The organism is Stenotrophomonas sp. STEN054 (genome assembly GCF_056854535.1).
This window is the reverse complement of record NZ_JBXFWG010000062.1, coordinates 1-20,430: the sequence shown is the minus strand read 5'-3', so window position 1 is coordinate 20,430 and position 20,430 is coordinate 1. Positions and strand designations below refer to the sequence as shown.

General features: G+C 67.1%; 19 protein-coding genes. 8 read left to right on the top strand and 11 right to left on the bottom strand.

Annotated elements, in window-relative coordinates; translation table 11 throughout:
* Positions 1–423: 423 nt before the first annotated feature.
* Positions 424–1,791, bottom strand: a complete 1,368-nt coding sequence (gene purB, locus AC1VXD_RS17955; protein WP_482993182.1) for an adenylosuccinate lyase — start codon at positions 1,789–1,791, stop codon at positions 424–426.
* A gap of 240 nt (positions 1,792–2,031) precedes the next feature.
* On the opposite strand from purB, the gene AC1VXD_RS17950 reads away from it, so the two are divergent.
* Entirely contained in the window at positions 2,032–3,471 is a 1,440-nt protein-coding gene (locus AC1VXD_RS17950) for a class II fumarate hydratase (protein WP_482993181.1), read from the top strand.
* 58 nt (positions 3,472–3,529) lie between these two features.
* Here the strand turns inward: AC1VXD_RS17950 and AC1VXD_RS17945 are convergent, their stop codons facing one another.
* The 6 genes from AC1VXD_RS17945 to AC1VXD_RS17920 all read right to left on the bottom strand — a co-directional run bounded on the left by AC1VXD_RS17945 (position 3,530) and on the right by AC1VXD_RS17920 (position 7,891).
* Entirely contained in the window at positions 3,530–3,955 is a 426-nt protein-coding gene (locus tag AC1VXD_RS17945) for a hypothetical protein (RefSeq protein WP_482993180.1), read from the bottom strand.
* Positions 3,956–4,061: 106 nt separating this feature from the next.
* On the bottom strand, positions 4,062–4,694 hold the full coding sequence (locus AC1VXD_RS17940) for a YggN family protein (RefSeq protein WP_482993179.1): 633 nt from the start codon (positions 4,692–4,694) through the stop codon (positions 4,062–4,064).
* A 31-nt stretch (positions 4,695–4,725) separates the two neighbouring features.
* Positions 4,726–5,613, bottom strand: a complete 888-nt coding sequence (locus tag AC1VXD_RS17935; protein WP_482993178.1) for a GIN domain-containing protein — start codon at positions 5,611–5,613, stop codon at positions 4,726–4,728.
* 21 nt (positions 5,614–5,634) lie between these two features.
* Positions 5,635–6,660: a hypothetical protein gene (locus AC1VXD_RS17930; protein ID WP_482993177.1), complete on the bottom strand. Its 1,026-nt coding sequence runs from the start codon at positions 6,658–6,660 to the stop codon at positions 5,635–5,637.
* Positions 6,657–7,532 (bottom strand): ABC transporter ATP-binding protein, encoded by an 876-nt coding sequence (locus AC1VXD_RS17925; RefSeq protein WP_482993176.1) that lies wholly within the window; start codon positions 7,530–7,532, stop codon positions 6,657–6,659. Before AC1VXD_RS17925 ends, AC1VXD_RS17930 begins: the two co-directional genes overlap by 4 nt.
* Positions 7,532–7,891: a GntR family transcriptional regulator gene (locus tag AC1VXD_RS17920; RefSeq protein WP_150455070.1), complete on the bottom strand. Its 360-nt coding sequence runs from the start codon at positions 7,889–7,891 to the stop codon at positions 7,532–7,534. Before AC1VXD_RS17920 ends, AC1VXD_RS17925 begins: the two co-directional genes overlap by 1 nt.
* A gap of 612 nt (positions 7,892–8,503) precedes the next feature.
* Here AC1VXD_RS17920 and AC1VXD_RS17915 point away from each other — a divergent pair.
* The 5 genes from AC1VXD_RS17915 (at position 8,504) to AC1VXD_RS17895 (ending at position 12,462) form a co-directional block, all read left to right on the top strand.
* Positions 8,504–9,091, top strand: a complete 588-nt coding sequence (locus AC1VXD_RS17915) for a glutathione peroxidase (RefSeq protein ID WP_482993175.1) — start codon at positions 8,504–8,506, stop codon at positions 9,089–9,091.
* A 95-nt stretch (positions 9,092–9,186) separates the two neighbouring features.
* Positions 9,187–10,164: an FKBP-type peptidyl-prolyl cis-trans isomerase N-terminal domain-containing protein gene (locus tag AC1VXD_RS17910; RefSeq protein ID WP_482993174.1), complete on the top strand. Its 978-nt coding sequence runs from the start codon at positions 9,187–9,189 to the stop codon at positions 10,162–10,164.
* 22 nt (positions 10,165–10,186) lie between these two features.
* Entirely contained in the window at positions 10,187–11,530 is a 1,344-nt protein-coding gene (locus tag AC1VXD_RS17905) for a UDP-glucose dehydrogenase family protein (protein ID WP_482993173.1), read from the top strand.
* Complete coding sequence (locus tag AC1VXD_RS17900; RefSeq protein WP_150455066.1) at positions 11,523–11,762, top strand: SlyX family protein; 240 nt, start codon at positions 11,523–11,525, stop codon at positions 11,760–11,762. The genes AC1VXD_RS17905 and AC1VXD_RS17900 overlap by 8 nt, the downstream gene beginning before the upstream one ends.
* A gap of 10 nt (positions 11,763–11,772) precedes the next feature.
* Complete coding sequence (locus AC1VXD_RS17895) at positions 11,773–12,462, top strand: DUF2058 domain-containing protein (RefSeq protein WP_482993172.1); 690 nt, start codon at positions 11,773–11,775, stop codon at positions 12,460–12,462.
* A 48-nt stretch (positions 12,463–12,510) separates the two neighbouring features.
* On the opposite strand, the gene AC1VXD_RS17890 is transcribed toward AC1VXD_RS17895, so the two are convergent.
* From AC1VXD_RS17890 to AC1VXD_RS17875, 4 genes are all read right to left on the bottom strand, one after another.
* Positions 12,511–13,698: an MFS transporter gene (locus tag AC1VXD_RS17890; protein WP_482993171.1), complete on the bottom strand. Its 1,188-nt coding sequence runs from the start codon at positions 13,696–13,698 to the stop codon at positions 12,511–12,513.
* A gap of 79 nt (positions 13,699–13,777) precedes the next feature.
* Positions 13,778–16,462, bottom strand: coding sequence for a methionine synthase (gene metH, locus AC1VXD_RS17885; protein ID WP_482993170.1), 2,685 nt, complete (start codon positions 16,460–16,462; stop codon positions 13,778–13,780).
* Positions 16,459–17,553 (bottom strand): homocysteine S-methyltransferase family protein, encoded by a 1,095-nt coding sequence (locus AC1VXD_RS17880; RefSeq protein ID WP_482993169.1) that lies wholly within the window; start codon positions 17,551–17,553, stop codon positions 16,459–16,461. The genes metH and AC1VXD_RS17880 overlap by 4 nt, the downstream gene beginning before the upstream one ends.
* Before the next feature lie 7 nt (positions 17,554–17,560).
* Positions 17,561–18,490, bottom strand: coding sequence for an ArsR/SmtB family transcription factor (locus AC1VXD_RS17875; protein ID WP_482993168.1), 930 nt, complete (start codon positions 18,488–18,490; stop codon positions 17,561–17,563).
* 163 nt (positions 18,491–18,653) lie between these two features.
* Here AC1VXD_RS17875 and AC1VXD_RS17870 point away from each other — a divergent pair, with 163 nt between their 5' ends.
* Positions 18,654–19,802 carry an acyl-CoA dehydrogenase family protein gene (locus tag AC1VXD_RS17870; RefSeq protein ID WP_482993167.1) on the top strand — a complete coding sequence of 383 codons (1,149 nt, stop codon included), beginning with the start codon at positions 18,654–18,656 and terminating at the stop codon, positions 19,800–19,802.
* A gap of 216 nt (positions 19,803–20,018) precedes the next feature.
* Positions 20,019–20,282 (top strand): hypothetical protein, encoded by a 264-nt coding sequence (locus AC1VXD_RS17865; protein ID WP_482993166.1) that lies wholly within the window; start codon positions 20,019–20,021, stop codon positions 20,280–20,282.
* Positions 20,283–20,430 lie beyond the last annotated feature (148 nt).

Below are 20,430 nucleotides of genomic sequence, written 5' to 3'. Positions count from 1 at the left end.
GGGGCGGGGGGCGGGGGGGGGGGGGGGCGCGGCACACCCCGTCCACCCGGCCCGGGGGGCTCGATGGCGCCATCCATGGCGCCAACGGTCCCGCGAACCCAACCCGCCCGGCCCCTGACAATTTCCTGCGCGGCCCGCCACGGAATGGAAGAAGAAGATCAAAGGCAACGGCGGGTCGCGCGCTGCGCTTGCTCGTGTAGAGCCGAGCCCACGCTCGGCTTGCCGTTGTCCATGCGAACAGCAGCCGAGCATCGGCTCGGCTCTACAACAGCGCCAAAAAACAAAGAGGGGCGCGGCGAAGCCGCGTCCCTCTTTCAAATTCCGCCCCGCCCAGCTAGCAGCAATCCAGAGCCGCTGTTGACGTTGCTGTTGCTCTCAGCCTGCCGCAGGCAGCGCCCGCGGCCGCCGCCGCAAGGAAAACCCTCAGATCTTGCGAGCCAGCGCCTCAGCCAGACCCGTGTAGCGCCCCGGGGTCATCTCACGCAGAGACTGCTTGGCATCTTCCGGCAGCGCCAGCGTCTCCACGAACGCCCGCATCGACTCCGCCGTGATGCCCTGGCCACGGGTCAGCGCCTTCAGCTGCTCGTACGGGTTGGGCAGGCCATGGCGGCGCATCACCGTCTGCACGGCCTCGGCCAGCACTTCCCACGCCGCATCCAGATCGGCATCCAGGCGCTGCGGGTTCACTTCCAGCTTGCCCAGGCCCTTGGCCAGCGAATCCAGCGCCACCTGGCCGTGGCCGAAGGCGGTGCCCAGTGCGCGCAGCACCGTCGAATCGGTCAGGTCACGCTGCCAGCGACTGATCGGCAGCTTCGCGCTGAAGTGCTCGAGCAGGGCGTTGGCGATCCCGAAGTTGCCCTCGGCATTCTCGAAATCGATCGGATTGACCTTGTGCGGCATCGTCGACGAACCGACTTCGCCTTCCTTCAGGCGCTGCTTGAAGTAGCCCAGCGAGATGTAGCCCCAGATGTCGCGGGCCAGGTCGATCAGGATGATGTTGGCGCGGCGCGCGGCATCGCCGATCTCGGCGATGTTGTCGTGCGGCTCGATCTGCGTGGTGTACGGGTTGAACACCAGGCCCAGGCTGGTCACGAAGCGCTCGGCGAAGGCAGGCCAGTCCACGGCCGGGTAGCTGGCGACGTGGGCGTTGTAGTTGCCCACCGCGCCATTGATCTTGCCGGTCAGCTCGACCGCGGCAATCTGCCGGCGCTGGCGCTCCAGGCGGGCGACCACGTTGGCCAGCTCCTTGCCCAGGGTGGTCGGCGAGGCGGTCTGGCCGTGGGTGCGCGACAGCATCGGCTGTGCGGCCTGGCCGTGGGCCAGGGTGCGCAGGGTAGCGGCGATGCCGTCCAGGCTCGGCAGCAGCACTTCGCGGCGGGCCTGTTCCAGCATCAGGCCGTAGCTGAGGTTGTTGATGTCCTCGCTGGTGCAGGCGAAATGCACGAACTCCAGCGCCGGGGCCAGCTCGGCGTCGTCCTTCAGCTGTTCCTTGATGAAGTACTCCACCGCCTTGACGTCATGGTTGGTGGTGCGCTCGATCTCTTTCACGCGCGCGGCCTGGGCCGGGGTGAGGTTGGCGGCCAAGGCACGCAGGCGGGCGGCGGCGGCCTCGGAGAACGCGGCCAGTTCGACGATGCCCGGCTCGGCGCCCAGCGCCAGCAGCCACTCGACCTCGACCGTGATGCGGGCCTTGATCAGGCCGTATTCGGAGAAGATCGGGCGCAGGGCATCGACCTTGCCGGCATAACGGCCATCGAGCGGGGACAGGGCGAGCAGGGCGTAATCGGACATGTCGGCAGGGCTGGGGCGAGCGGCGGGGGCCATATTCTACGACGCTGCGCGCTGCCGCGCTGCCGCGCTTCGCGCTCGCCGGGCATGGCCCGGCGCTACCGATCGGACGAAGCGGTCCATTGGCGTTGTCCCCTGCTGCGGGCAAGGGAGTATCGTTGCCATAGCCGCCAGCCCCGGGAAGCGACCCGCTGCCAGCCGCCGCTTCCCTTTCCCCAACAGAAGTAGTGCGGAGTCGATGCAATGAGCAAAGCTGCAAGCAAGGGTGGAACTGCCAAGTTCCGTATCGAACACGACAGCATGGGCGAGCTGCAGGTGCCCGCTGACGCCCTGTGGGGCGCGCAGACCCAGCGCGCCGTCGAGAATTTCCCGGTGTCGGGCCAGCGCATGCCGCGCGGCTTCATCCGTGCCCTGGGCCTGGTGAAGGGCGCCGCCGCCGGCGTCAACGCCGAGCTGGGCCACCTGCCCAAGGTCATCGCCAAGGCCATCCAGCTGGCCGCCGCCGAAGTGTCGGCCGGTGACTGGGACGCGCATTTTCCGATCGACGTCTACCAGACCGGCTCGGGCACCTCGTCGAACATGAACGCCAACGAGGTCATCGCCACCCTGGCCAACCGTGCCGGCAAGGCGGGCAGGACCACGGTGCATCCCAACGACCACGTCAACCAGGGGCAGAGCTCCAATGACGTGATCCCGACCGCGCTGCGCGTGTCGGCGGTGCTGGCCGTGCACGAGGAGCTGCTGCCGGCGCTGGCGCACCTGCGCAGGACCCTGGACAAGAAGGGCCGCAGCCTGCGCAAGGTGGTCAAGACCGGCCGCACCCACCTGATGGATGCGATGCCGCTGACCTTCGAGCAGGAGTTCGGTGCGTGGTCGGCGCAGCTGGCTTCGGCGCAGGAGCGCATCGAGGACAGCCTCAAGCGCATGCGCCGCCTGCCGCTGGGTGGCACCGCCATCGGCACCGGCATCAATGCCGACCCGCGCTTCGGCGCCCAGGTGGCCAAGGCCCTCAAGCAGCATACCGGCTTCAAGTTCGACAGCGCCGACAACAAGTTCGAAGGCCTGGCATCGCAGGATGATGCCGTGGAACTGTCCGGCCAGCTCAACGCGCTGGCGGTGGCCCTGATCAAGATCGCCAATGACCTGCGCTGGATGAATGCCGGTCCGCTGGCCGGGCTGGGCGAGATCGAACTGCCGGCCCTGCAGCCGGGCAGCTCGATCATGCCGGGCAAGGTCAATCCGGTCATTCCCGAGGCGACCGTGATGGCCTGCGCGCAGGTGATCGGCCACCACACCGCGATCACCGTGGCCGGCCAGACCGGCAATTTCCAGCTCAACGTGACCCTGCCGCTGATCGCGGTGAACCTGCTCGATGGCATCGGCCTGCTGGCCAACGTGTCCACCCTGCTGGCCGACAGCGCCATTGCCGGGCTGAAGGTGCGCGAGGACCGCGTGGCCGAAGCCCTGGCCCGCAACCCGATCCTGGTGACCGCGCTGAACCCGATCATCGGCTATGAGAAGGCCGCGGCGATTGCCAAGCGGGCCTACAAGGAACAGCGCCCGGTGCTGGATGTGGCGCTGGAGGACAGCGGCCTGGACGAGGCCGAGCTGCGCCGCCTGCTGGATCCGGCCGCGCTGACCGCCGGTGGCATCCAGGCCGGTGGTGGAGGCGCCGGCGGCTGATCGGCCGGCATTTGCGCATCAAACGAAAATGCCGCCCTTCGGGGCGGCGTTTTTCGTGTCAGCGACGGTCGGCGACGATGTTGCCGAAGGTCTCGGTGTAGTCCTTGAACTCCGGAATGGTCTGCACCAGGTCCGGCGGAATCACCTCCATGCCTTCCGGCGGCTGGATCTTCACCGGCTGCATGTCGGGGTCGGCCGGGGCGGCCACCAGGGTGTTCTGGCGCAGTACCTGCAGCTTGCCGAACAGGGTCTGCAGCATCTGTCGCTGGCCATCGTTGAGCGGGATCTGGATCTCGTCGACCTTCATCGTGCCGTCGGGCAGGATGATGATGTTCGGCGCCGGCTGGCGACGCACGGTCACCATGCTTTCGCTGACGGAAATCTTGGGCTTGCCGCGCTCGGCGCGGTGGTTGCGGTAGTCCTGGTCGCAGCCGGCCAGGCCCAGGCAGAGCAGGGCGACCAGCAGCAGCAACAGCTTCTTCATGGCGGTTCAATCGGGTGCATCGGGGGCGGCCATTGTAAGCCCGGGCGCCCCGGCGCGGCCGGCAACGGGTCAGGTTGCCGGCCGGGTGCGGCGAAATGTCACAGGCTCAGCGGTTGACGACCTTGTTGGTGTCGCAGTCGTCGATGTCGGACTGGTCCATGTTCGCGTAGGGCTGGAACGCCGGCAGGTCGCGGGCCAGCGCCTGCTGGCTGGCCAGCATTGCCGGCAGGCGGTTGCACAGCTGCTTGGCCTGGGCCTCGAGCTTCTCGGCCTCGGCATTGATGCGCTTCTCGATGCCGTCGGTGTCGCCACTGAAAACACCCTTGATCGCTTCGCTGGCGGCGTTGGCGCCGAGCTTGGCGCCGGCCACGCCGATCTCCATGCCGTCCTGGGCGATGCCGGCGATATGGCTGCGGTAATCCAACAGCTGGCGACGCTGCGCCGGCGTGGTCTGCACTTCCTTGCCGGCAATCAGGAAGCGGCCATCCGGGGTGATCTCGGCGCGCGGCTGCTTGTCGGAGGAGATCTTGATGTTGCCCTTGGCGATCTCCTCGCGCGCCTTGTCGGTGGCTTCCTTGACGCTCTTCCCGATCTCGCCGGTGGCGTCGGCCACGGCCTTGCCCGGCGTGGTGTCGGTGGCGGAAGCATCGGCGGAGGACGACGACGAGGACGAGGTGCCGCCACAGGCGATCAGCGGCAGGCACAGCAGGACGGCAGGCATCAGGCGCAGCAGGTTCATGGCGTTCCCCTCAAGGCAATGGATGGATGGCTTACTTGCCGCGCGGCAGGGTGACCCTGCCGCCGATGTCGCGGTGGCGGACCTCGCCGCTGCCGCTGTGGTCGACGGTCAGGTTGCCGCCGGCGCCGCTGACGGTGATGTCGCCCGAGCCGTGGCTGCGCACGTGCACGTTGCCACCGGTCTGGTCGATGTCCACGTCGCCGGAACCGACCACCCCGATCTCGACGTTGCCCTTCACCTGGCGGAAGTCGATGTCGCCCGAGCCGACCGTCTCCAGGCGGGCATTGCCGCGCACGTCGCTGATCTTCAGGTCGCCCGAACCGACGGTGCCGACCACGGCGTCGCCGCCGATGGTGCGGGCCTTGACGTCGCCCGAGCCCAGCGAGAGCAGGTTGAGCGATGCGGCGCCCTCGATGTCCAGGTCACCCGAGCCGACCGCCGCGTGCACGCTGCCGCGGGTGCCGCGGGCGATGCCATCACCGGACCCCACGTCCATGCTCAGCGACTGCGCGTTGTCGATGCTGGCATCGCCGGAGCCGATGCGGAACTGCAGCGGCAGGTTGTCCGGCACGCTGCCGCGGATGTCCAGCCACGCATAGCTGTTGCCCATGCTCAGGCCGCTGCGGCCGTCGCGGCGCAGGCTGACCACCAGCTTGTCGCCTTCGCGGCGCTGGTCCAGCACCAGCTGGTCCAGCCAGCTCTTGTCCGAGGCGCAGGCGCGGCCGTCCAGCTGGCCGCCACCGGCGTTCGCGATCACCTTCAGGTCGTGCTGGTTGACTTCGAACACCACGGCCTTGGCACCGGCCGCGTCCAGCTTCAGCGAACGCGGTGCGGAGAACTTGCAGTTCGGTGCGTCGGCGGCCTGCACCGACAGCGGCAACAGCAGCAACAGGGCACTACAGGCGAGCAGGGTACGCATGGTGGTCTCTCCGGAAAGGGATCAGATTTCGCCGGCGCGCTTGCGCAGGACAATGGCCAGGACGATGAAAGCGACGCCGAACACTGCACCGATCCACAGGTCGGGCATGGCCAGGGTCTTCAGCTGCTCGGCCGGGCTCATCAGCGCGGCCAGCGACTCGACGTTCCTGGCCTGGTCGCTCGCGCTGAGGCGGTAGACCAGGTCCATGCCCGGCACCGTGCCCAGCAGCAGGCGGCCGACGATGTGCTGCCAGAACCAGCCGGTGGTCATGTCGAACACATGCATCAGCTTGGTGGTGCTGACGATGATGCCGGCGAACAGCGGCAGCATGACGGCCCACAGGAACGGCTTGCTCTTGGCCCAGGCCGAGCACAGCAGCAGCCAGCCGGCGGTCGGCAGCGCCCAAAGCGCGTACACCGGGATGGCGGTGAGCAGGCCGGCGCTCAGGGTCAGCGGGCTGGCCGGGCCCCAGATCAGGGTGGTCGCACTGCCGCCGTGAGTGATCGCGACGATGCTGATGATCAGCAGGAAGCCGAACATGGTGGCGACGGCGGCCAGGGTGGCCACCAGCGGTGCCACGATGAGGGCGCTGATCACCTTGGACAGCACGGTCTGGGTGTCCGACAGCGGCAGCGACTTCCAGAACAGGATGCTGCGGTCGCGGCGGTCGTCGTACAGGGCGCCCAGGCAGTAGAAGAACACCACGAAGGCCAGCACCAGGAAGGGCCAGGCGGAGCTCAGCAGCAGGGTCAGGTCCAGGCCGTTGCCGAGGTCGGCCATGTCCTTGGCGCTGATCTTCTGGGTCAGCAGGGCCAGGTCCAGGCCGTTGATGTTCACGTTCTCGCCGTCGACGTGCAGGCCGCCGTCGCGGGCGGCGCGGTGCAGGGCGAACAGGCCCAGGCCGATGCCCACCGCGCTCATCAGCAGCGAGACGATGCCGGCGATCAGCGGTGCGTAGAAGAAGCCGCCGCGGTTTTCCCAGTATTCGCGCTTGAGCAGCCAGCGCAGGGTGCCTGCGGGGCTGACCGGATGGTTGACGGCATTCATGCGTAGGTCCCCTTCATGACAGCGACAAACAGATCGGCCAGGCCCGCGTTGCGGGTCTCGCCCAGGGTGGAAAGCTGGCTGCGCGGCACGCCGTCATACAGCAGCACGGTCTTGCCGAAGGCCTGGCTGCGCTCGTCGATCGGCTTCAGTGCGCGGGCGGTCTCCAGCTGGTCGGCACCCACCAGAAGTTCGGTATAGCGTTCGCCCACCTCATCCATTTCCGCGCTGAGCACCACGCGGCCATCGCGGATGAACATCACGTCGCTGAGGATGTGCTCGATCTCTTCCACCTGGTGGGTGGTGACGATGATCGTCTTCTGTTCGTCGAAGTAATCCTCCAGCAGGCGCTGGTAGAACTCCTTGCGGTACAGGATGTCCAGGCCGAGGGTCGGCTCGTCCAGCACCAGCACGCGGGCGTCGATGGCCATCACCAGTGCCAGGTGCAGCTGCACGATCATGCCCTTGGACAGCTCGCGCACGCGCTGCTTCGGCTGCAGCTTGGTGTTGGCCAGGAAGCGTTCGCAGCGGGCGCGGTCGAAGCGCGGGTGCACGCCAGCCACGAAATCGATGGCCTCGCGCACCCTCAGCCAGCGCGGCAGCACGGCCACGTCGGCGATGAAGCAGATGTCCTTCATCAGTTCATCGCGGTGCACGCGTGGGTCGCGGCCCAGCACGGACAGCTCGCCTTCCACCGAGGTCAGGCCGAGGATGGCCTTCAGTGCGGTGGTCTTGCCGGCGCCATTGGGCCCGATCAGTCCGACGATGCGGCCTGCCGGAATGGAGAAGCTGGCGTTGTCGAGGGCAACGGTGTTCTTGTAGGCCTTGCGCAGGCCCTTGGCGGTAATGACGGCGTCGCTTGCTACGGTACTCATCAGATCTTCCCCTGGGGCAGCAATTCGTCGAGGCTCAGGCCCAGGCGCTGGATGCGCTCCAGGACGGCTGGCCATTCTTCATTGAGGAAGCGTTCGCGCTCGCTGCTGCGCAGCTGCGTGGCGGCCGCCTCGGTCATGAACATGCCCAGCCCGCGGCGCTTTTCGACCAGGCCTTCATCGGCCAGTTCCTGGTAGGCGCGCGAAACGGTGATGGGGTTGAGCTGGTAGTCGGCGGCCACCTGGCGCACCGAAGGCAGGGCGTCGCCCGGCTTGAGAATTCCGTCGAGCATCATGGCGATCACGCGCTCCTTCAGCTGGCGGTAGATGGGAGCGCCGTCGCTCCACTGGATGTCGCTCATATTCAGCTCCGTGGGGTCAGCGGCTGTGCGAACGAGAAGTACGGCATGGACAGGGAGCTGTGCAGCCGACGCGGGGGAGGGGGAGAGGGTTCGGCGTTCCCGGCCGTGAAGGGTGCGGCGTCCTGCGGGGTGTCGGGGGAGGAGGGCGCCGGTGGCGCCGGCAGGGCCAGCCAGAGCAGGGCCAACAACGTCGAGACGGCCGTGACCGCTGGGGCGGTATGGCGGTGTCGCATCCGGATGTTCATGGTTTCCCCCTGTCTCAGGTGACTGGTGTTGTATGCAACTATAACACCGGCACGCTGTCGTGCAAGCCCTGCTTCGACCCAACTGATGGCAGGGGTGGTCACAGTTCCGAACTATCACCTCAAGTGATTGATTTGAATGGAAAGCAGGCCTCAAACAGCCAGTACGATCCCGCCTGCTTCCATTCAGCAACATCGATGCCATGTCATCTCCGGTGCGGTGACCGGGCATTCGGGCCGCAGCCGCCACGCCGCGCAAAGTGCCGCCCGCCCTGCAACGGCAGGCGCTCCGGGCCCCGGTGCTATAGTTCGGCCGATTCCCGGCCCGAGCTGGCCGGAGCCCTGAAACAGCTACTGCGGAACGACCCTGATGCCTCTGCCGACTGCTTTCCCGCGCCGCCTTCGCGGCCTGTCCCTGTTGACCGTCCTGGCCTTCGGCGTGGCCGGCTCGGCCACCGCCCTGGCCGCCGACCTGCTCGATGTGAGCTACCGCCCACTGGCCGGCAAGCAGCAGGTCAACCTGGAAAAGCGCTACCACGGCCAGGTGCTGCTGGTGGTCAACACCGCCAGCAAGTGCGGCTACACCCCGCAGTACGAAGGCCTGGAGGCGCTGCACAAGCAATACGCCAGCAGGGGCTTTGCCGTGCTCGGCTTCCCGTCGAATGATTTCAAGGGCCAGGAGCCCGGTGACGAGAAGCAGATCCAGGATTTCTGCACGCTGACCTACGGCGTCAAGTTCCCGATGTTCGAGAAGGTGCACGTCACCGGTCCGGAGGCCACGCCGCTGTACCAGCGCCTGACCGCCGCCACCGGTGTCGCCCCGGGCTGGAACTTCCACAAGTACCTGGTCGGCCGCGATGGCAAGGTCATCGCCCAGTTCGCCAGCAAGGTCACCCCGGATGATCCGCAGCTGAAGGCGGCCATCGACAAGGCACTGGCCGCACCGGCCGTGCATTGAATAAAAGCACGCACGCCTCGACATCTCCGGCGTGCGTGCGACAATGAACGTTTCGCGCCGACGTCGGCGCCCAGACACTTCCAGGAATGCAGCGAATGAAGATGGGAATGCGCGGCGCAGCGGCGTCGGTTCTGATTCTGGCGATGGGCACCTCCGGTGTCGCCCTGTCGCAACAACCGGCCGCACCGGCGGCCGCCAAGGAGACCGCAACCTTGAATTCCCCCAAGCAGAAGCTCGGCTACGCCATCGGTCTGGATGTGGCCAAGTCGTTCGCGCCGATCGCCGATGAAATCGACGTGGCTGCCCTGCGTGCCGCCGTCGAGCGTTCGTTCGAAGGCCTGCAGCCGCAGATCACCCAGGACCAGGCCAAGGCCACCGATGCGGCCCTGCGCCAGGTCGTGATGGCCCGCAACGGCCAGCAGGTTCCGGGCATGGCCCCGGGCTCGCAGCCGGCCAAGGTCGACCGCGTCAAGGTCGCGCAGATGATCGGTTCGTACTCGGTCGGCCCGTCGCTGGCCCAGCTGAAGGACGACATCGACACCGCCTCGCTGTTCGAAGCCATCAGCACCGGCCTGGCCAAGGGCCAGCCGAAGATGACCGAAGCCGACGCGACCGCCACCATCCAGGCGTTCATGGGCACCAAGCAGGCTGAAATGCAGGCCAAGGCCGCCCAGGCCGCGCAGACCAACCGTCAGGAAGGCAATGCATTCCTGGCCAAGAACAAGACCCAGCCGGGCGTGGTGACCACCGCCTCGGGCCTGCAGTACCAGGTGATCCGCCCGGGCAGCGGCGAGCGCCCGCTGCCGACCAGCAAGGTGCGCGTGAACTACGAGGGCAAGCTGCTGGACGGCACCGTGTTCGACAGCTCCGCCGGTCGTGGCCCGGCCGAATTCGGCCTGGACCAGGTCATCAAGGGCTGGACCGAGGGCGTCGCCCTGATGCCGGTCGGCTCCAAGTACCGCTTCTGGATCCCGGGCGACCTGGCCTATGGCGAGAACGGCACCCCGGGCGGCCCGATCGGCCCGAACGCCGCACTGACCTTCGACGTCGAGCTGCTGGGCGTCCTGCCGTAAGCCGCCAGGAGTCAGCACGGACATGCGCGTTGCGATTTTCGGTACCGGCTACGTCGGTCTGGTGACAGGTACCTGCCTGGCCGATGCCGGCCACCAGGTCGTCTGCGTGGACATCGACCAGGCCAAGGTCGATGGCCTCAACCAGGGCGTCATCCCGATCTACGAGCCGGGCCTGGAGCCGATGGTGAAGGCCAACCATGCCGCATCGAGGCTGGCGTTCACCACCGATGCCGCAATGGCCATCGGCCACGGGCAGGTGGTGTTCATCGCCGTCGGCACGCCGCCGGACGAGGATGGCAGCGCCGACCTGCAGTACGTGCTGGCCGTGGCCCGCACCATCGGCCGGCACATCAGCGTGCCGACCGTGGTGGTCAACAAGTCGACGGTGCCGGTGGGCACCGCCGACAAGGTGCGTGCGGCGATCGCCGAAGAGCTGGCTGCGCGTGGCGCGGACATCGCCTTCGACGTGGTGTCCAACCCCGAGTTCCTGAAGGAAGGCGATGCGGTCGCGGACTGCATGCGCCCGGACCGCATCATCATCGGTGCGTCCAGCGCCGAATCGGTGGCGGTCATGCGCCGCCTGTACGCACCGTTCAACCGCAACCACGACCGTGTGGTGGAAATGGACGTGCGTTCGGCTGAGCTGACCAAGTACGCGGCCAACGCGATGCTGGCCACCAAGATTTCGTTCATGAACGAAATGGCCAACATCGCCGAGCGCGTCGGCGCCGACATCGAGCAGGTCCGCCAGGGCATCGGTTCGGACCCGCGCATCGGCTGGCATTTCATCTACCCGGGCGCCGGTTACGGTGGCTCGTGCTTCCCCAAGGACGTGCAGGCGCTGGCCCGCACCGCGCAGCAGTACGGCCTGCAGCCGAAGCTGCTGGACGCGGTCGAAGCGGTCAACGAGGCGCAGAAGGGCCACCTGTTCGAGCTCATCCAGCGCCACTACGGCGCGGACGCCAGCCTGCGCGGGAAGACCTTCGCGGTGTGGGGCCTGGCCTTCAAGCCGAATACCGACGACATGCGCGAGGCCTCCAGCCGCCGCCTGCTGGCCCAGTTGTGGGACGCCGGTGCGAACGTGCGTGCCTACGACCCGGAAGCCACCCATGAAGCGCAGCGCATCTTCGGCCAGCGCGACGACCTGATGTTCTGCAGCAGTGCCGAAGACGCACTGCAGGGCGCCGATGCGGTGGTCGTGGTGACCGAGTGGAAGCAGTTCCGCAGCCCCGATTTCCAGGCGCTGCATTCGCAGTTGCAGGACGCGGTGGTGTTTGATGGCCGCAACCTGTACGACCCGTCCGAGGTCGAGGCTGCCGGTCTGGCTTACTACGGCATTGGCCGGGGACGTTCGTTGCATGTCTGACTTATCGAGTGAACGCGAGCAGGCGCTGGAAGCGCGCCTGGTCGAACTGGAAATGCGCGTGTCCTTCCAGGAACACGCGCTGGCCGAATTGAGCGATGCGCTGGCCGATGCACGCATGCAGGGCAGCCGCAATGCCGATGTGCTGCGCGTGCTGCTGGAGGACCTGGGCAAGGTCCGCAATGCATTGCATTCTTCTGATCCGGCGAGCGAACCGCCGCCGCCGCACTACTGATCTGATTCCTATGAGCGATACCCTCCGCGACCAGCTGATGGGCCTGGGCTTCAAGCCGGCACCCAAGCCCGAGCGCAAGAATGATGGCCCCCGCCGTGATGGCCGCCCGCAGGGCAAGGGTGGCAATGGCAATGGAAAGCCGCAGGGCGCTGGCAAGGGCGAGCACACGCCTGGCGAGCGTCGTGGCCACGGTAACGGCGGCCCCGGCAAGCCCGGTAAGCCCGGGCAGTCGCGTGGCCCGCGCCAGCAGGGCCCGCGCAAGACGCGTACGGCCGAAGAAATGGACCTGGCCAAGGCCTATGCCATCCGCGCGCAGAAGGAAAAGGAAGAGCGCATCGAGACCGAGCGCCTGAAGCAGGAAGAAGCGCGCCAGCGCCGCGAGGCCAAGGCCAAGCTGGAAGAACTGCTGAAGGACAAGGGGCTCAATGACGAAGCGGCCGACATCGCCCGCCACTTCCCATATGGCGGCAAGATCAAGCGCATCTACGTGACCGCCGCACAGCTGACCGCACTCAATGCGGGTGAGCTGGGCGTGGTCCAGCTCAACGGCCGGTACCTGCTGGTGACCGCCGAGCTGCTGGCGCAGTCCGAAGCGGTGTTCGCCGCGTCGGTGGCGCTGAAGGTCGATCCGAACGCGCCGGCCGAGGAAGATCCGTACGCGGACCCGCAGTTCCAAGTGCCGGACGATCTGGTCTGGTAAGAATGCCTGCAGGATGACCACGACGCCGGGCATTGCCCGGCGTTTTCGTCACTCCGCGCGGGCGCCGCGACGCCGCGCGCGGATCAGCGGCAGGCTCAGCGCGAAGAAGCACAGCAGGGCGCCGACCAGGGCGAAGCCGCTGCCGGCCAGGAACGCGGTGCGGCCGTTGTCGATGGTCCACAGTTGGCCAGCGATGAGTGCGCCCAGCACGCCACCGACACCGGACGAGAAGCCATACAGCAGCCCTTGGCCATGGCCGTTGAGGCGGCCGGGGAAATAGGTCGCCAGCATCTGCATCGCCGCGGCGAAGAACGCGGCGAAGCCCAGCGCGTGTGCAGTCTGCGCCACCAGCATCACCGGCAGGTTTTCCGGGAACAGCGCGGTGACCGCCCAGCGCAGGCAGGAGCTGGTCAGCGCAATGAGCAGCATCCAGCTGGCGTCGTAGCGGCGGAAGAAGCGGCCGATGGTGAAGAACACGCCCACCTCGAACACCACGCCGATGGTCCACAGCAGGCCGAGGGTGGAGGTGCGGTAGCCGTGGTGGTCCATGTAGACCGAGAAGAACGTGTAATACGGGCCGAACGACAGCTGTTCCATGAAGGCGGCGAGGAAGAACGCCAGCACCGGCGGGCGGCGCACGATCTGCCAGAAGCCGCTGGCATCACCTTCGGCCTTGCCGATGCCGCGCGCGTACTGGTTGCTGAAGGCCGAGACCACCAGCAGGGCGAACAGCGGCAGCATCATCCACGGCAGCAGCCCGGCGCGGTTGCCGCTGCCATCGCCATCGATCAGCCAGCCGAACAGGGTAACGATGGCGATGAAGCCCAGTGAGCCCCAAACCCGGATCAGTCCGTAGCGATGGCTGTCGCTGCCCAGGTGGGTGAGGGTGATCGACTCGAACTGCGGCATCACCGCGTTGTAGAAGAAGCAGAACACCACCATCGCCGGGTACATCCACGGCTGCGGCAGCGGCAGCAGGAACACGCTGAAGCTGAGCAGGGTCAGCACGCAGCCCACGCGCAGCAGGCGGATCGGGCGCGGTGAGGCGGCGGCCAGTGTGGTCCAGGTGCTGGGCGCGACCACGCGGGTGGCGTACCACAGGCCCATCATCACGCTGATGGCGGTGACGCTCATCCCGCGCGCGGTCAGGAACAGGCTCCAGTACGGCGTGAAGGCGCCCAGCGCCGCGTAATAGAACAGGTAGAAGCTGGACAGGCGGACAGCGGGAACGGTCATCGTGGGAATCATGCACGGTAGCGCCGGGCCATGCCCGGCGGACGGGAGATGACGCCGGGCATGGTCCGGCGCTACCGCCTCATTCGGGGTCGTAGTCGAGGTTGGAGGCCAGCCAGCGCTCGGCCTGGGCGCGGTCGACGCCCTTGCGGCGCGCGTAGTCGCTCACCTGTTCGCGGCTGAGGCGGCCGACCACGAAGTACTGGCTCTGCGGGTGGCTGAAGTAGTAGCCCGACACCGCAGCGGTGGGCAGCATCGCGAAGCTCTCGGTCAGCTCCATGCCGGCGTTCGCTTCGGCCTGCAGCAGGTCGAACAGGCTGCGTTTCTCGCTGTGCTCGGGGCAGGCCGGGTAGCCCGGGGCCGGGCGGATGCCGCGGTACTGCTCGTCGATCAGCGCCTCGTTGTCCAGCGTCTCGGCGTGGTCGTAACCCCAGAACTCCGTGCGTACGCGCTGGTGCAGGCGCTCGGCCAGCGCTTCGGCGAAGCGGTCGGCCAGAGCCTTCAGCAGGATCGCGTTGTAGTCGTCATGGTCGGCCTCGAAGCGCGCGACGTGGGCATCGATGCCGATGCCGGCGGTTACCGCGAAGGCGCCGATCCAGTCCTGCTGGCCACTGTCGGCCGGGGCGATGAAGTCGGCCAGGCAGAAATCGGGGCGCTCGGCCGGCTTGTCCACCTGCTGGCGCAGGAAGTGCAGGGTGGTCTCGCCCTGTGGGTGCTGCACGCGCACGTCGTCGCCGACGTTGTTGGCCGGCCACAGGCCGAACACGGCCTTGGCCTGCAGCCACTTCTCGCCGATGATGCGGTCGAGCATCGCGCGTGCGTCGCGGTACAGCTCGCTGGCCTGGGTGCCGACGATCTCGTCGGTGAGGATGGCCGGGTACTTGCCGGCCAGTTCCCAGGCCTGGAAGAACGGTGTCCAGTCGATGTAGTCGACCAGTTCGGCCAGCGGGTAATCATCGAACACGTGCAGGCCCGGCTGCTTCGGGGCCGGCGGGGTGTAGTTGGCCCAGTCGCCCTGGAACTTCTGCCCGCGTGCGTGTTCCAGCGAGACCAGGCGCTTGGCATCGCCACGGTTGCGGTGGCGCGTGCGGATCTCGGCATACTCGGCTTCGTTGGCGGCGACGAAGGCCTCGCGCAGGTCGCGCGAGATCAACGACTGGGCCACGCCGACCGCGCGCGAGGCATCCTTCACCCACACCGTGGGCGCCTTGTAATGCGGATCGATCTTCAGCGCGGTATGCGCACGCGAGGTGGTCGCACCGCCGATCAGCAGCGGCAGGTCGAAGCCCTGACGCTCCATTTCGCGGGCGACGTGGCTCATTTCCTCCAGCGATGGGGTGATCAGGCCGGACAGGCCGATCAGGTCCGCGTGGTGTTCGCGCGCCGCATCGAGGATCTTCTGCGCCGGCACCATCACACCCAGGTCGACAACCTCGAAGTTGTTGCAGGCCAGGACCACGCCGACGATATTCTTGCCGATGTCGTGCACATCGCCCTTCACCGTGGCCATGATGATCTTGCCGTTGCTGCGCGCGGTGTCGCCGCTGCGGGCCTTCTCGGCTTCGATGTAGGGCAGCAGGTAGGCCACCGCCTTCTTCATCACGCGCGCGGATTTCACCACCTGCGGCAGGAACATCTTGCCGGCACCGAACAGGTCGCCGACCACGTTCATGCCGTCCATCAATGGGCCTTCGATCACGTCCAGCGGGCGGCTGGAGGCCTGGCGGGCCAGCTCGGTGTCCTCTTCCACGAAGGCATCCAGGCCGTGCACCAGCGCATGCGCCAGGCGCTGCGCAACCGGCTTTTCGCGCCAGGCCAGGTCTTCGGTCCTGGCCGCGCCCTTCTTGCCCTTGTAGCGCTCGGCTATCTCCAGCAGGCGCTCGGTTGAATCGCTGCGGCGGTTGAGGATCACGTCCTCCACGCGCTCGCGCAGCTCCGGCTCCAGCTCATCGTAGATCGGCATCGCGCCGGCGTTGACGATGCCCATGTCCATGCCCGCGGCGATGGCGTGGTACAGAAACACCGAATGGATGGCCTGGCGCACCGTTTCATTGCCGCGGAACGAGAACGAGACGTTGGAGACGCCGCCCGATACGTGGCAGTGCGGCAGGGTCTGCTTGATGATGCGGGTCGCTTCGATGAAGTCGACCGCATAGTTGTCGTGCTCTTCGATACCCGTGGCGACGGCGAAGATGTTCGGGTCGAAGATGATGTCCTGCGGCGGGAAGCCGATTTCATCAACGAGGATGCGGTAGGCGCGCGTGCAGATTTCGACCTTGCGCGCACAGGTATCGGCCTGGCCGGCCTCATCGAAGGCCATCACCACCGCGGCCGCGCCATAGCGCAGCACCTTGCGCGCGTGTTCGCGGAACAGCGCCTCGCCTTCCTTCAGCGAGATCGAATTGACCACGCTCTTGCCCTGCAGGCATTTCAGGCCCGCCTCGATCACGCTCCACTTGGACGAGTCCACCATCACCGGGATGCGCGCGATGTCCGGCTCGGACATGATCAGGTTGAGGTAGCGGGTCATCGCCGCTTCCGAATCGATCAGGCCTTCGTCCATGTTGACGTCGAGGATCTGCGCGCCGCTGGCCACCTGCTGGCGCGCGACGTCCACCGCTTCCTCGTAGCGGCCTTCCTTGATGAGCTTGCGGAACTGCGCGCTGCCGGTGACGTTGGTGCGTTCGCCGACATTGACGAACAGCAGGTCCGGGGTGATGACCAGCGGTTCCAGGCCGGACAGGCGGGTATAGGGCAGGGTACTCATGCGGCGTGCTGCTCCTGTGCACCGGGCAGGGCGCGCGGCGGCAGGCCGGCCACGGCCTCGGCGATGGCGCGGATATGGTCCGGGGTGGACCCGCAGCAGCCACCGACGAGGTTCAGCAGGCCATCCTCGGCGAAGCCGCGCAGGGTAGCGGCCATTTCCCCGGGCGTCTCGTCGTACTCGCCGAAGGCATTGGGCAGGCCGGCGTTGGGGTGTGCACTGACATGGCAGTCGGCCACCTGGGACAGGGTTTCCACGTGCGGGCGCATGGCATCGGCACCCAGCGCGCAGTTCAGGCCGATCGACAGCGGGCGTGCGTGGGCCAGCGAGGCATGGAAGGCATCGGCGGTCTGCCCCGACAGGGTGCGGCCGGACGCATCGGTGATGGTGCCGGAGATCATCACCGGCAGGCGTGCGCCGCGCGCATCGAAGGCCTCTTCCAGCGCGTACAGCGCGGCCTTGGCATTGAGCGTGTCGAAGATGGTCTCTACCATCAGGGTGTCGGCGCCACCATCTATCAGGCCTTCGATGGCTTCGCGGTAGGTGTCGCGCAGCTCGTCGAAACTGGTGTTGCGGAAGCCGGGATCGTTGACGTCGGGGCTGATCGAGGCGGTGCGGCTGGTCGGCCCGATCACGCCGATGACGAAGCGCGGCTTGTCCGGCGTGGTCGCTTCGACCGCATCGCAGCAGGCGCGGGCGACAGCGGCGCCGGCCTTGTTCAGCTCGTACACCAGGTGTTCGAGGTGGTAGTCGGCCTGGCTGACCGAGGTCGCGTTGAAGGTGTTGGTTTCCACCAGGTCCGCGCCGGCCTGCAGGTAGGCGGTGTGGATATCGCCGATGACCTCCGGCCGGGTGAGCAGCAGCAGGTCGTTGTTGCCCTTCAGGTCGTGGCCTTCCGGCGCGGCGTGGTCGCAACCGGGGCCATGGTCGTGGTCGTAGCCGCCGGCGAAGCGCTGGCCGCGGTAATCATCTTCCTGCAGGTCATGGCGCTGGATCATCGTGCCCATCGCACCGTCGATGATCAGGATGCGCTCGCGCAGGGCGGCAAGCAGGGCATGGGCACGTTCGGGATGCAGCCAGGGCAGGGCGGACACGGCGACCTCAGGGCTTGTTGGCGATCAGCGAGATGACTTCGAAATGCGGCGGGCGTTTTTCGCGGGTCACGGTTTCCAGGCTGGAGACCTGCAGGCCGGCCTTGTCGACGAACCTGCGCAGCTCCTTGTCGCTGAAGCCGAGGTTGACGTGGCCATAGGCTTCCACCGCGGCCTTGTGCTCGTGGCGGGCCAGGCTGCACAGCAGCAGGCGGCCGCCCGGGCGCAGCACGCGCGCGGATTCGGCCACGGCCTGCGCCGGCTTGCTGGCGTAGGTCAGGGCGTGCATCAGCACCACCAGGTCGAAGCTGCCGTCGCCGAAGGGCAGGGCGTGCATGTCGCCTTCGCGCACCTCTACATTGGGCAGGCGGCGCAGGCGCTCGCTGGCGGCGGCCACCACGCGCGCGCTGGTGTCGATGCAGACGTAGCGGCTGGCGTGCGGTGCCACCAGTTCGGCCAGCACGCCGTCACCGGAGGCGATGTCGAGCACGTCGCCGGTTTCCAGCAGCGGCAGCGCGGTGCGGGCCAGGGCTTCCCAGGTGCGTCCCGGCGAATAGTGACGCTCCATGTCGCCGGCGACGCTGTCGGCCCAGTTCTGGTCGGCGGCGCGGCTGGCCATCACCGCAGCGACGCGTTCAGCGTCCTGGCGCAGCAGCGGATCGTCGCTTCCGTTGCTCAAGGCGTGCCACAATGCGCGCTGCGCAGGGTCCAGCTGGGCATCGTCGAAGCGGTAATAGGCCGACACGCCTGCACGGCGGTCGCGGACCAGGCCGGCTTCCTTCAGGCGCGCCAGGTGGGTCGACACCCGCGGCTGCGCCAGCCGGGTGATCGCCGACAGCTCGGCCACGGTCAGCTCTTCCTGTTCCAGCAGCGCCAGCAGGCGCACGCGGGTGGCGTCGGCGAACACCTTCAGGCGTGTCGACCAGTCTTCCAGATCCATAAATATCTACCTATCGCGATATAGAGATATGTTCGCCGACGGCAGCGGTTCCGGTCAAGCCGCAACACCCCGCAAGTCATCCGCCGTTGCCCGGCCCCGGTACAATCGAGCCACCTGGGCGCGCTGTGCGTGGCCCCTATCATCATGTACCTGGGAGGGTGTTGTGGATTTCAGCTTTACTGAAGAGCAGTTGATGCTGCAGGACGTGGCGCGGCGCATCGCGCAGGAGAAGATCGCCCCGAGCGCGGAGCACCATGACCGCACCGGCGAATTCCCCCTCGAGAACATCCGCCTGCTGGGCGAAAACGGCCTGATGGGCATCGAAGTGCCGACCGAGTACGGCGGCGCGGGCATGGACCCGGTGGCCTACGTGCTGGCGATGGTGGAGGTCGCCGCTGGTGATGCTGCGCACTCGACCATCATGTCGGTCAACAATTCGCTGTTCTGCAACGGCATCCTGACCCATGGCAGCGAGGCGCAGAAGCAGAAGTACGTGCGCGCCATCGCCGAAGGCGAGGCCATCGGGGCGTTCGCCCTGACCGAGCCGCAGTCCGGTTCGGATGCCACGGCCATGCGCTGCCGCGCGGTCAAGCAGGCCGACGGCACCTACGTCATCAATGGCAAGAAGAGCTGGATCACCTCCGGCCCGGTGGCCAAGTACATCGTGCTGTTCGCGATGAGCGAGCCGGACAAGGGCGCGCGCGGCATCACCGCGTTCCTGATCGACACCGACAACGCCGGCTTCGGCCGCGGCAAGACCGAGCCGAAGCTGGGCATCCGTGCCTCGGCCACCTGCGAGATCGAGTTCAACGACTACGTCGCCCTGGCTGACGACGTGCTCGGCCAGGAAGGCGAGGGCTTCAAGATCGCCATGGGCGTGCTCGATGCCGGTCGCATCGGCATCGCCTCGCAGGCCATCGGCATTGCCCGCGCCGCCTATGAAGCGACGCTGGAATACGTGAAGGACCGCAAGGCCTTCGGCGCCGCCATCGGTACCTTCCAGATGACCCAGGCGAAGATCGCCGACATGAAGTGCAAGCTGGACGCCGCCCTGCTGCTGACCCTGCGCGCGGCGTGGGTGAAGGGCGAGGGCAAGCGCTTCAGCAACGAAGCGGCCATCGCCAAGCTGACTGCCTCGGAAGCGGCGATGTGGATCACCCACCAGGCCGTGCAGATCCACGGCGGCATGGGCTATTCCAAGGAAATGCCGCTGGAGCGTTACTTCCGTGATGCCAAGATCACCGAGATCTACGAAGGCACCTCGGAGATCCAGCGCCTGGTGATTGCCCGCAACGAGACGGGCCTGCGCTGAGTTCGAGCGGGCGCGCCGCCGCAATGGCGGCGCAGCCGATGGATGTAGATGTGCCGTGGCATTGGATATCTGTAGAGCCGAGCCCATGCTCGGCTCCCGTACAACCAGCCGAGCACGGGCTCGGCTCTACAGAATGTGATCGCGCGCGCTTGCCCCGCTACAATGCAGCTCCTCTTTGCAAGGCACTGCACGATGATCTATCGCGGTTGGGGATTCATGACGCTGGTGACTCCGATCGCGGTGATCCTGCTGCTGGCGTATTTCTTCCCGCATGACGGCCCGAAGGGCAACATCCCGCTGCAGCAGGTGCTGCTGGGCGGTGGCATAGGCGCGGGCGTGAATGTGCTGCTGGGTCTGTGGCTGAACCGCGCGCCGCGACAGAAGGGCGAGGCGGCGCCGCATCATTTCTTCTTCGTGCCGATGCAGTGGGTGGCGCTGGTGATCGTGGTGCTGTGTGCGGTGATCGCGCTGGTGCGCTGACGGGTTGGAGCTTCCTGTAGAGCCGAGCCCATGCTTGGCTTTCGCGGCCAGTAGATCCACGCCATGCGTGGATGCGCCGTGGCGTGGGCTTCCTGTAGAGCCGAGCCCATGCTCGGCTCCGGTAAGAGCAGCCGAGCATGGGCTCGGC

Coding starts and splice junctions, on each gene's coding strand:
- metH (WP_482993170.1), bottom strand. CDS start 16,462: ATGAGTACCCTGCCCTATACCCGCCTGTCCGGCCTGGAACCGCTGGTC.
- AC1VXD_RS17890 (WP_482993171.1), bottom strand. CDS start 13,698: ATGACCGTTCCCGCTGTCCGCCTGTCCAGCTTCTACCTGTTCTATTAC.
- purB (WP_482993182.1), bottom strand. CDS start 1,791: ATGTCCGATTACGCCCTGCTCGCCCTGTCCCCGCTCGATGGCCGTTAT.
- AC1VXD_RS17945 (WP_482993180.1), bottom strand. CDS start 3,955: ATGAAGAAGCTGTTGCTGCTGCTGGTCGCCCTGCTCTGCCTGGGCCTG.
- AC1VXD_RS17920 (WP_150455070.1), bottom strand. CDS start 7,891: ATGAGCGACATCCAGTGGAGCGACGGCGCTCCCATCTACCGCCAGCTG.
- AC1VXD_RS17895 (WP_482993172.1), top strand. CDS start 11,773: ATGAGCGATACCCTCCGCGACCAGCTGATGGGCCTGGGCTTCAAGCCG.
- AC1VXD_RS17900 (WP_150455066.1), top strand. CDS start 11,523: ATGTCTGACTTATCGAGTGAACGCGAGCAGGCGCTGGAAGCGCGCCTG.
- AC1VXD_RS17935 (WP_482993178.1), bottom strand. CDS start 5,613: ATGCGTACCCTGCTCGCCTGTAGTGCCCTGTTGCTGCTGTTGCCGCTG.
- AC1VXD_RS17940 (WP_482993179.1), bottom strand. CDS start 4,694: ATGAACCTGCTGCGCCTGATGCCTGCCGTCCTGCTGTGCCTGCCGCTG.
- AC1VXD_RS17925 (WP_482993176.1), bottom strand. CDS start 7,532: ATGAGTACCGTAGCAAGCGACGCCGTCATTACCGCCAAGGGCCTGCGC.
- AC1VXD_RS17875 (WP_482993168.1), bottom strand. CDS start 18,490: ATGGATCTGGAAGACTGGTCGACACGCCTGAAGGTGTTCGCCGACGCC.
- AC1VXD_RS17930 (WP_482993177.1), bottom strand. CDS start 6,660: ATGAATGCCGTCAACCATCCGGTCAGCCCCGCAGGCACCCTGCGCTGG.
- AC1VXD_RS17865 (WP_482993166.1), top strand. CDS start 20,019: ATGACGCTGGTGACTCCGATCGCGGTGATCCTGCTGCTGGCGTATTTC.
- AC1VXD_RS17915 (WP_482993175.1), top strand. CDS start 8,504: ATGCCTCTGCCGACTGCTTTCCCGCGCCGCCTTCGCGGCCTGTCCCTG.
- AC1VXD_RS17910 (WP_482993174.1), top strand. CDS start 9,187: ATGAAGATGGGAATGCGCGGCGCAGCGGCGTCGGTTCTGATTCTGGCG.
- AC1VXD_RS17905 (WP_482993173.1), top strand. CDS start 10,187: ATGCGCGTTGCGATTTTCGGTACCGGCTACGTCGGTCTGGTGACAGGT.
- AC1VXD_RS17950 (WP_482993181.1), top strand. CDS start 2,032: ATGAGCAAAGCTGCAAGCAAGGGTGGAACTGCCAAGTTCCGTATCGAA.